At 53.6% G+C, this 9,296-nt stretch carries 7 protein-coding genes; all 7 read right to left on the bottom strand.

The genetic code is table 11. The annotated features are described in order from the left end of the window. Positions 1-47: 47 nt before the first annotated feature. On the bottom strand, positions 48-1,394 hold the full coding sequence (gene sufD, locus H6A34_RS12140; protein WP_205105733.1) for a Fe-S cluster assembly protein SufD: 1,347 nt from the start codon (positions 1,392-1,394) through the stop codon (positions 48-50). A 154-nt stretch (positions 1,395-1,548) separates the two neighbouring features. Continuing rightward, positions 1,549-2,304, bottom strand: coding sequence for a Fe-S cluster assembly ATPase SufC (gene sufC / locus H6A34_RS12145; RefSeq protein ID WP_205105734.1), 756 nt, complete (start codon positions 2,302-2,304; stop codon positions 1,549-1,551). 46 nt (positions 2,305-2,350) lie between these two features. Beyond that, positions 2,351-3,082: a hypothetical protein gene (locus H6A34_RS12150; protein ID WP_205105735.1), complete on the bottom strand. Its 732-nt coding sequence runs from the start codon at positions 3,080-3,082 to the stop codon at positions 2,351-2,353. 98 nt (positions 3,083-3,180) lie between these two features. Next, positions 3,181-4,641 (bottom strand): Fe-S cluster assembly protein SufB, encoded by a 1,461-nt coding sequence (gene sufB, locus H6A34_RS12155; protein WP_205105736.1) that lies wholly within the window; start codon positions 4,639-4,641, stop codon positions 3,181-3,183. Positions 4,642-4,782: 141 nt separating this feature from the next. Then, positions 4,783-6,855, bottom strand: a complete 2,073-nt coding sequence (locus tag H6A34_RS12160) for a pectate lyase family protein (protein WP_205105737.1) — start codon at positions 6,853-6,855, stop codon at positions 4,783-4,785. Positions 6,856-6,976: 121 nt separating this feature from the next. Beyond that, entirely contained in the window at positions 6,977-8,347 is a 1,371-nt protein-coding gene (locus H6A34_RS12165) for a hypothetical protein (RefSeq protein ID WP_205105738.1), read from the bottom strand. 21 nt (positions 8,348-8,368) lie between these two features. Beyond that, the coding region (locus tag H6A34_RS12170) for a thrombospondin type 3 repeat-containing protein (RefSeq protein ID WP_239480873.1) at positions 8,369-9,296 on the bottom strand (928 nt) is incomplete at its 5' end.

The raw sequence follows: 9,296 nt of genomic DNA on the forward strand, positions 1-9,296 counted from the left end.
CATTTGTCTTAACTCCTTAACTTCATAACTCCTTAACTCCTTGAAAATCATCTACAAAGTTTGCATCCCTCGCATTTGTTCAGCTCACCACGGAACCGTTTTTCAACGAGATAGTGCAGACGGTCGCGCAGGGGGTCAAGCTTTATGCCGTCGATAACCTCGTTTACGAACGCGAATTCAAGCAGGAGCTTGGCTTCACGCTCGGATATACCACGCTGACGCATGTAGAACAAGGCGGCGTCATTGAGCTGGCCGACGGTGCTTCCGTGTGCGCACTTAACGTCGTCAGCGTAAATTTCGAGCATTGGCTGGGTGTACATGCGTGCTTCCTTTGTGGCGCAAAGATTCTGGTTGGTCTCCTGCGACACCGTCTTCTGAGCCCCGTGGCGCACCAACACACGGCCTGCGAAAGCGCCCACGGCGTTGCCGTCGAGCACGTATTTGTACAATTCGCGGCTTGTACAATGGCCTACACGATGGTCAATGAGCGTATTGTTGTCAACGTGCTGGTGCTTGTCGGCTATCACGCAACCGTAAAGGTCGCACTCGGCGCCCTCCCCTGCGAACACAAGGTCGGTGCGGTTGCGCGTTATTCCATTATGCAACGTTATCACGTTGTGGCTCACACGACTGTCCCTTTGCTGCTCGATGAACACATTGCTCACACGAACGTTCTTCACGTGGGTTTCCTCCAGACAGTAAAGATCAAGCGAAGCGTTGTCGCCGACATACGCCTCTATTACCTGTGTGGCAAGAAAACGGCGGTCGTCGGCGGCATGGTCGCAGAAGAGCAGCTTGATCTGGGCATTCTTCTCGACAACAATGAGCACACGGCGGTTGACCATCAGGTCGACATCCGACCGCAGGATATTGATTACCTGCACTGCTCTATCCACCACAACACCCTTCGGCACGTAGACAAGCAGTCCGTCCTCGGCCAGCATTGTGTTGAGAGCCGTTATGCCGTCATCAGCCGTTTTGGCCAGCTTGGCATAATACTTAGCCACAAAGTCGGGATGTTCAGCGGCGTATTTAGCCAACGAACATACAACAACACCGTCCGGAAGAAGATGTCCTTTAGGCAGGGCTTTATCGTAAAAACCGTCATTAAGGACAAAATACAGCGACGTACTGAGGTTCGGAACGTCGCAACGGAACGCCTCATACGGGTCTACCGGAATCTCCAGACGGTTCAGGTTAAGCCCGTAGTCAGGCTCAAACAGCGCCGGGATGTCCGTGTATTTGTATCGTTCGACCTTCTTCGTGGGGAAGCCAAGACGCTTGAAGTCGTCAAAAGCGGCGTCACGCACGGCGTTCATCGGCGCCGCGCTGTGCCCCATCAGCATGTCGCGGCACTGTCCGTAGAGGTCGATATATTGTTTTTCACTTTGCATTCTGTTTATTTTTAGAAGTTAAAGGAGTTAAGGAAGTTAAAGGAGTTAAAAGCAAATGACTATCTGACAAATAAGGCAAATGAGCCGAATAAGACCAATATACTTAGCCGTGATGTAAATCTACTTACTCCTTTACTTCTCCTCTCCTTACTACTTAAATGCCGTCAACTTCCTCTTTAATCCAGTCGTATCCTCGTGCCTCGATTTCCTTAGACAGCTCCGGACCGGCGGTCTTTACGATGCGTCCCTTGTAGAGCACGTGAACAATGTCTGGCTTAATGATGTCGAGCAGGCGCTCATAGTGAGTGATGACGATACAGCTCGACTCCGGTGTGCGCAACTTGTTGACGCCTTCGGCAACAATGCGCAGCGCGTCAACGTCGAGGCCAGAGTCAGTCTCGTCCAGGATACTGAGCTTTGGCTCGAGCATTGCCATCTGGAAAATCTCGTTACGCTTCTTCTCGCCGCCGCTGAAACCTTCGTTCACAGAGCGGTTGGACAGCTTGCTGTCAAGCTCAACAATCTTTCTCTTCTCACGCATCAGCTTCAGGAAGTCGGCTGCGTTGAGCGGCTCCTTGCCCTCATACTTGCGTTTCTCGTTTATTGCGGCACGCATGAAGTTGGTCATCGACACGCCCGGAATCTCCACGGGATACTGGAACGAGAGGAAGAGTCCTTCGTGTGCCCTGTCCTCAGGTTTCATCTCGAGCAGGTTCTTGCCGTTGAAGGTTATAGAGCCTGCTGTAACTTCATAAAGCGGATTGCCAACCAGCACGGCGCTCAATGTACTCTTGCCCGAGCCATTAGGTCCCATTATGGCATGCGTCTCACCGTCCTTTATGGTGAGATTGATGCCCTTCAATATTTCTTTGTCGCCAATCTTGGCGTGTAAGTCTTTTATTTCTAACATATTTATAATTTATTCCGGCCTTACGGCTTGCGCCTGCCTGAGTTGTTTATTTCAAATCTAAAAGAGAATCCAATAGTCCGCCGAAGTCACTGCTTGTGAACTTGAACGGGAACGTAACTTTCAGTCCCACTGACAGCGCGTGGCGGTGCATCGGCGAGCGCATTGCATAGGGTGTTGTGTCCTTTCCGAATGTCGTCTGCGACGATGTATGTCCGTCGACAGCCATGCGGAAGCCGTAGTCTATCTCAAGAGCCACGCACGAGAACATATAAATGTCGAGGCCAACCACCGGCGCCACACTCAGCACGGGGCTGCTCACGCTGTACTTGCGCTCATAGCTGCCATACATTCCCGACATGCTCATTGTGCCTGCATCCTTGCGCCCGGCAACGTTCCAGAAGGTGCTTACGCCGAGATAAGGCTGCAGCGCGCATGACTTTGACAGGAAATACCAGCGTCCGCCAAGCATAATCTGCGACAGATCGGCCGACACGTCGCCTGAGTAGAAATCCATCACTTCGTGGTCATAGCCGCCGACAACAGAGAAGCCTGTCTGCGGAATGAAATACTCTATGTGAGCCGAGAAGTTAGGACCGCCTCCAGTCTTTATCGGGTCGTAATACTTGTCAGGAGTTTCGTTGAGCGTTACAATCGGCTTTACAGGACTGAGTCTGAAATCTATTGCCCATCGCCGCGAGTCATCGTCCTGAGCGTTTGCCACAAGTCTTGACAAACAAAGCAGCAAGACTAAAACAATCAATGGTCTTGTATTCATCATAACAACATTTTTATATATATCGTTGACGAGCCGATAAACCCCTACGGCACTACCCCGCCAATTTTTAATTTTTAATTCTTAATTTTTAATTTGAATTACTATCCCACTGTGCCTTCCAACGACACGCTAAGCAGCTTCTGAGCCTCAACGGCAAACTCCATAGGCAGCTTGTTCAAAACCTCCTTGGCATATCCGTTGACGATAAGGCCCACGGCCTGCTCTGTAGGTATGCCTCGCTGATTGCAGTAGAACAGCTGGTCTTCGCTTATCTTGCTCGTCGTAGCCTCGTGCTCCACTATCGCCGAGTCGTTGTGTATGTCCATATACGGGAACGTGTGGGCACCGCAATCGCTGCCCAACAGCAGCGAATCGCACGACGAATAGTTGCGGGCATTGTCGGCATTAGGCGACACGCGCACCAGTCCGCGGTAAGAGTTCTGGCTGTGTCCGGCACTGATACCCTTGCTTATGATGGTACTCTTGGTGTTCTTTCCCAAGTGAATCATCTTCGTTCCGGTGTCAGCTTCCTGATAATTGTTGGTCACTGCCACGGAATAAAACTCCGCCACCGAGTTGTCTCCGCGCAATATGCACGACGGATACTTCCATGTTATTGCCGACCCCGTCTCTACCTGCGTCCACGAGAGCTTCGAGTTATTGCCCCGCAGGTCGCCGCGTTTGGTCACGAGATTCAGCACACCACCTCGCCCGTGCTCGTCGCCGGGATACCAGTTCTGCACCGTTGAGTATTTCACTTCGGCGTTGTCTTTCACTATTATCTCGACGATGGCGGCATGAAGCTGGTTCTCGTCGCGCATCGGAGCGGTGCATCCTTCAAGGTAAGACACGTAGCTGTCGTCCTCGGCGATGATGAGCGTACGCTCGAACTGCCCCGTATTCCTCGCGTTTATGCGGAAATACGAACTGAGCTCCATCGGACTACGCACGCCCTTGGGTATGTAGACGAACGAGCCGTCGCTGAAAACGGCGCTGTTAAGCGCGGCGAAGAAGTTGTCACGGTACGGCACAACACTGCCCAAATACTCACGCACAAGGTCGGGATGCTTCTTCACCGCGTCGCCTATCGAGCAGAATATGATACCCTTCTCGGCCAGTTTCTCCTTATACGTAGTCTTCACCGACACCGAGTCCATTATCGCGTCGACGGCCGTCTGACCGCTCAGCGCGAGGCGTTCCTCGAGCGGAATGCCCAGCTTGTCAAACGTTTTCATCAGCTCAGGGTCAATCTCCTTCTTGCCCTCGTCCTTCTTCTTGGCCATAGGGTCGGCATAGTAGGATATCGCCTGATAGTCGATGTCGGGCACATGAACGTGCCCCCACGTGGGCTGCTCCTGCGTCTTCCAGTAGTTGAAGGCCTTAAGGCGGAAGTCGAGCAGCCACTCCGGCTCACCTTTCTTTGCCGAGATGAGACGCACCACGTCCTCGTTAAGTCCTACGTCGATTATGTCCGTATGCACGTCGGTAGTAAAGCCGAACTCGTATTTCTGCTCGGCCACCTGCCTTACGAACTCATTATTATTGTTGTTAACTGTATCCATTTCTCGTTTCCTGACTTGTCCGCCATTGTTTTACGGACATGTTTTGCAAGTCTGCAAAATTAATAAATAATAAGTCAGGAAACAAGAAATAGTAGATAAAAAAACTAAACGGCGCATGGCCGTACACTTAAAGTCCGTTCGTTACCTTTTGACGAACTTCTTTCCGTCAATGATATAAACGCCCTTTGTCAGCTGGTTAATGTCACGCCCGACATATATTCCGTCGACCGTATATATCCGTCCAGGTTCACGCCTGTCGCCGGCAGCAGTCTCCGTAATGCCCGACGCTCCGGCCGCCTCGGCTATGTCGATGCAGTCGGTGCGGTTCATCATCTTGTTGTCGGTGTAGAAGTCTATCCTTATTTCATCACCGGGATTCAGCGCCACGTCCTTGGTCAGGTGCTTCATCAGTCTCTCGTTATTGGCCGATGCCGTCCATTGGTCTATCCGTTCGTCGTTGACACTCAGCCCGTACCATCCCTGTCCGTCATTCTCGTCGAAGTAAGTGGTCGTTATGTCGTATGCCGCGGGCATGCCGTTCCACGTTACCGTCATACAGCCCGGCCCGGCTTCGCCTACCGTTACGGTGTCGTTCGATGCCTTGAAGTACACTCCGTTTTCAACTTCCTTGAACACTCGACCCGACAGCACGGCGTGCTCCATCTCGGTACGGCCCTCGGTCACGAGCCTGATGTCTGACCCGAAGCTCCACACGTCGCCCGTGGTGACGGTGCCGTCGGCAGCCACAGCGTCAACCCTCCAGTAGTATTTCGTGCCGTACTTCAGCGCTTCGGGCCTTATCTCAGTGGCCTCAGTCTCGCCGATAAGGTCGCTCTCGTCAATCTGCTCGTCGTCACTCAGATACACCTTATAATATTCCGTGCCGAAGGCGCGGTGCCAACGCAGGCTTGCGGGAACGCACGCGGCACGCTCCTGCGCCACCTCACGCAGCTCGGCATGCAGCTCGCCGTCGGCCGGAACGGGCCATGTGGGCTTGGCCTGCGCCGTGGTAAAGCGGAATGTCTCGCTCTCCATAGCGGTGCCGTCAGCGGTCGTGCCCACGGCCTTCCAGTAATAGGTGGTGCCGGGTTGCATGTCAAACGTGGCGGTGTCAAGCTCGGCCATGCCGTCCTCCGTAGTTCCGATGAAGTAGCGGTAAGTATCGGCTGAAGCCGTATTGCCACACCATGGCGTCACGCCGGCGTCTATTCCTATAGCTCCGTCGCCGGGAAACGGCACCGGGGCGTCCTCTATTCCTGCCACGGGGCCTACCTTCCCGTCAAGCCCGGGCACGTCGGCAACGTCGTCAAGCGCGAACTTATAGTCGTAATACATGTCCGTATCGAACCCCGTGCCCGTATCCTTGGTGTTGCCGTTTACGCCCGTAAACTTGTTGCCGAGCGACAGAACGTCGGCATAACTGGCCGTCATGGGGTCGTCGGAATACATCTGTTCAAATGGCGTATTGGTGTTCTCGAAGTAGCAGTTCTCAACTATCACCTTGGCGCGCGTATGGTATCCCACGCAATACGAGCTGTTACGGGTGTAATAGTTGTTGAAGACGTGCCCCAGACCGTAGCCTATCCGCGGGTTGCGCTGCGTGGTGTTCTCGAAGCGGCAGTGGTGGTACGTCACGCGCTGGCGGCCGTAGTCCTCGTAGTGTTGCGTGCCAGAGTTGCACACCGACACCTTGTCGTGGTCGTGGAATCTCGTCCACGACACCGTCATGTAGCTCGAGCCGATGGTAAAGTCGAGCGCTCCGTCGTCGCATTCGGACAGGTCGCAGTGGTCAATCCACACGTGGTGGCAGTCGCGGAAAGCCATTCCGTCGGGCTTGGCCTTCCTTACCGCCAGGTTGCGCACAATGATGTTGCTCTGGCCGTTGGCGTCGAAGCCGAGACCGTTAAGCGTCACTCCGTCGCCGGCGCCCACTATCGTCTTGTTGCTGCCTATCGACACGTAGTCCTTCTGGTCGTTAAGCCCACCGCCTTCAAGGTCGTTTTCAATTATTATTACGTACGGCTCGGAGCCTCTGGCGTAGCGCTCAAGCTCGGCGCGGGTGCTCACCCGGACCACCTGTCCGTCCCCTCCGCCCGTCGTTCCGTCAAGTCCGAAGTCGGCATACGTGGCAAATCCCGCAAGCCCATGCTGGGCAGCGGCACACAGCGGCAGAGCCATTGCCGCCGCAAGCAATGAAATCCTTATGTTTTCCATGTTATGATATGTTTTATAAAAGGTGGCCTTTTAGCTTCCAAAAGGCCACCTTCCGCACGCTAAGAGGCCGTCTTTTGCAGACCAAAAGACGGCCTCTTATAACTCATTGGATATCAGTACGTTATTTAATCACGTATTTCTTGCCGTTCATGATGTACACGCCACGGGCCAGACGGTCAAGGTCTGCCGTGCCGCGGGCGCCCTTCATGACGAGCTTTCCGGTCACGTCAAACACGTCATACACTCCGTCGGCGTCTCCTTCAACCGTAATCGAGCCTATGCCGGTGCTCGTTTCGAACACAAGTGACGGCAGACCGTCCTCTCCTACTTCCCACTGGCATGCGCCGTCGATTTCCTGAGCTTTCTTGTTCAGTTCGTCAACTATGGTTGAAACTTCAGCCAAGGCAACTTTCTTGCAGTTCTCGAACACGCCGTAGTCGCAGTTTGACTTCTCGTTGTAAGCCTCGGCGGGCAGCCATTTTATCGGGTTCAGCCTCTTGTGGCGCACGGTGCAGGTGTCAGTCCAGAAGCAGTCTACAGCCTTGCTGGGGTTCTCGCATATCGTTATAACGCCCTCGCCCGTCGGGTCTTCGGGGTCAGGTATGGTCGTGGTAAGTTCAGACTTGCCCAGTTCAGGACACACTGCGCCCCACCACTTGAATGAAGCCAGGTTGGAGCCTACGCCTCCGAGCCATCCGCCGAAGTAGCAGTTCTGGATAAGCGAGGTGTTGCGGCCAGAACCTACAAGGCCCGCGATGTTGTTCTTTCCCCATGTCCACGCATACGTAACGCAGTTAAGCACCTTGCCGCCTCCGGTAAGCGTACCTACTAATCCTGCATGGTAAGAGCCGCCGCAATAGATAGTGCCGCTCGTCTGGCAGTTGATGACGGTGGTTCCGTCGGCCGTGCCGACGATAAGGCCTACGTTGGCGTTACCCGACATATACGTATCCTCTACGACGAGGTTCTTTATCTCGCCACCTTCGGTAAAGTTGAACAGTCCTGTAGACGACTTCTCGCCTTTCAGGTAGACACCTTTGATAGAATGGCCTCCACCGTCATAGTAACCCGAGAAACGCTGATAGTCATACTCTCCAGCCTGATAGCCTATGCCGCCGAATGTCCTCAATCCTGTAGCATCAATGCCGCTCTGGTCTCCGTACTCATCCCACGAAGTCTTGCCCATGACGTCATTGTTGAAAACGAGGTCGGCAGTCTGGAGGAAATACACTCCGTCGGTGAACATATTGTCCCAGTTGTTGTCGTCGGCAGCCAGGTTCTCTATCTCGACTGCCAGCTTTGCGAACTGCTCCGGAGTTGCGATAAGGTAGGGATCGTCTTTATTTCCCGTACCACCGGCAAACTCCGCCGCAGCGTAATGTTCCCACTGGGTTTCCGTGTAGTTGTCTTTTGCGGCGTCAGTATTGACGCTCGCCCCGGCGTATGACCACGCCGTAAGCAGCAATGCTGCCGTGAATAAAGATTTTTTCATGTCTTTTCGTTTTAGGTTATACTATTTGTTTAACATCACTTTCTTTGCGTTGCGGTAACCGTCTTTGTCGGTCACCCACACGATGAACACGCCCTTGCCTAACGTGCTGGCGTCAATAGTGTTCTCGCCGCGGGTCAAAGCTGACGTAAGACGGCACCTGCCCATGTCGTCAAACACATGCATTCCGCATACGTCGGCCTCGCTCGTCACCTTGATTACAGAACCTTCTACGCTTATATCGAACTTAACGGCATGCTCGGTGCGTATCGAAGTGGACGTGCCGAACTCTCCTTTGATTTCCTCGCCCATAAGACTTGCGAGGTATTTCTCCAGCGCAGTGTAGCCTTCGGCGTTGATATAATTGCCGTCGGAAGCGTCGGCGGGGTCGAAACCGTTGGCCGTCTCCCACTCATCCGGCATTCCGTCGCCGTCAGAATCAAAGTTCTCATCACGGTAAATAGGCTCCGGAGCGTCAGGGAATATCGAGAAACCGTTTTCCTGCTTAACCATCTCAGCGTCAGTCTGGTCGTCAATTATTCCATACTTGCCGTTATTCTGCCAGCTGCCACCATACGTAGCGGTGCCTTCGGTGGCCTCGCGTATGATACGCTTCTCTATCGCGTCGCGGTTGATAGTGCCAACATTGGCCAACACTGTCCGGTAAGCGTCCTCGGCACTCTCGAGCTTATCCTTCATGGTGTATGCCGTAACGTCGAACTTGTAGTCAGGATAGAACTTCGAGGGAACGATGAACTCGTCAACGAACTTTACCTTCGAGGCGTCGCCGTCAACCTCAACACCCTTCACATTATCCTCTGACAGTTCAGGCATACCCTCCATAACGTTACCCGACAGATACCATTCAGATATCCTCGTGCCGGCCGTTGGGCGCATGAAGTTGTGCCGCCCTGACGAGTTTCCCTTGATTGTCGCAGGACCGGGTTTCCAG

Source organism: Marseilla massiliensis (genome assembly GCF_016899855.1).
GTDB lineage: Bacteria > Bacteroidota > Bacteroidia > Bacteroidales > Bacteroidaceae > Prevotella.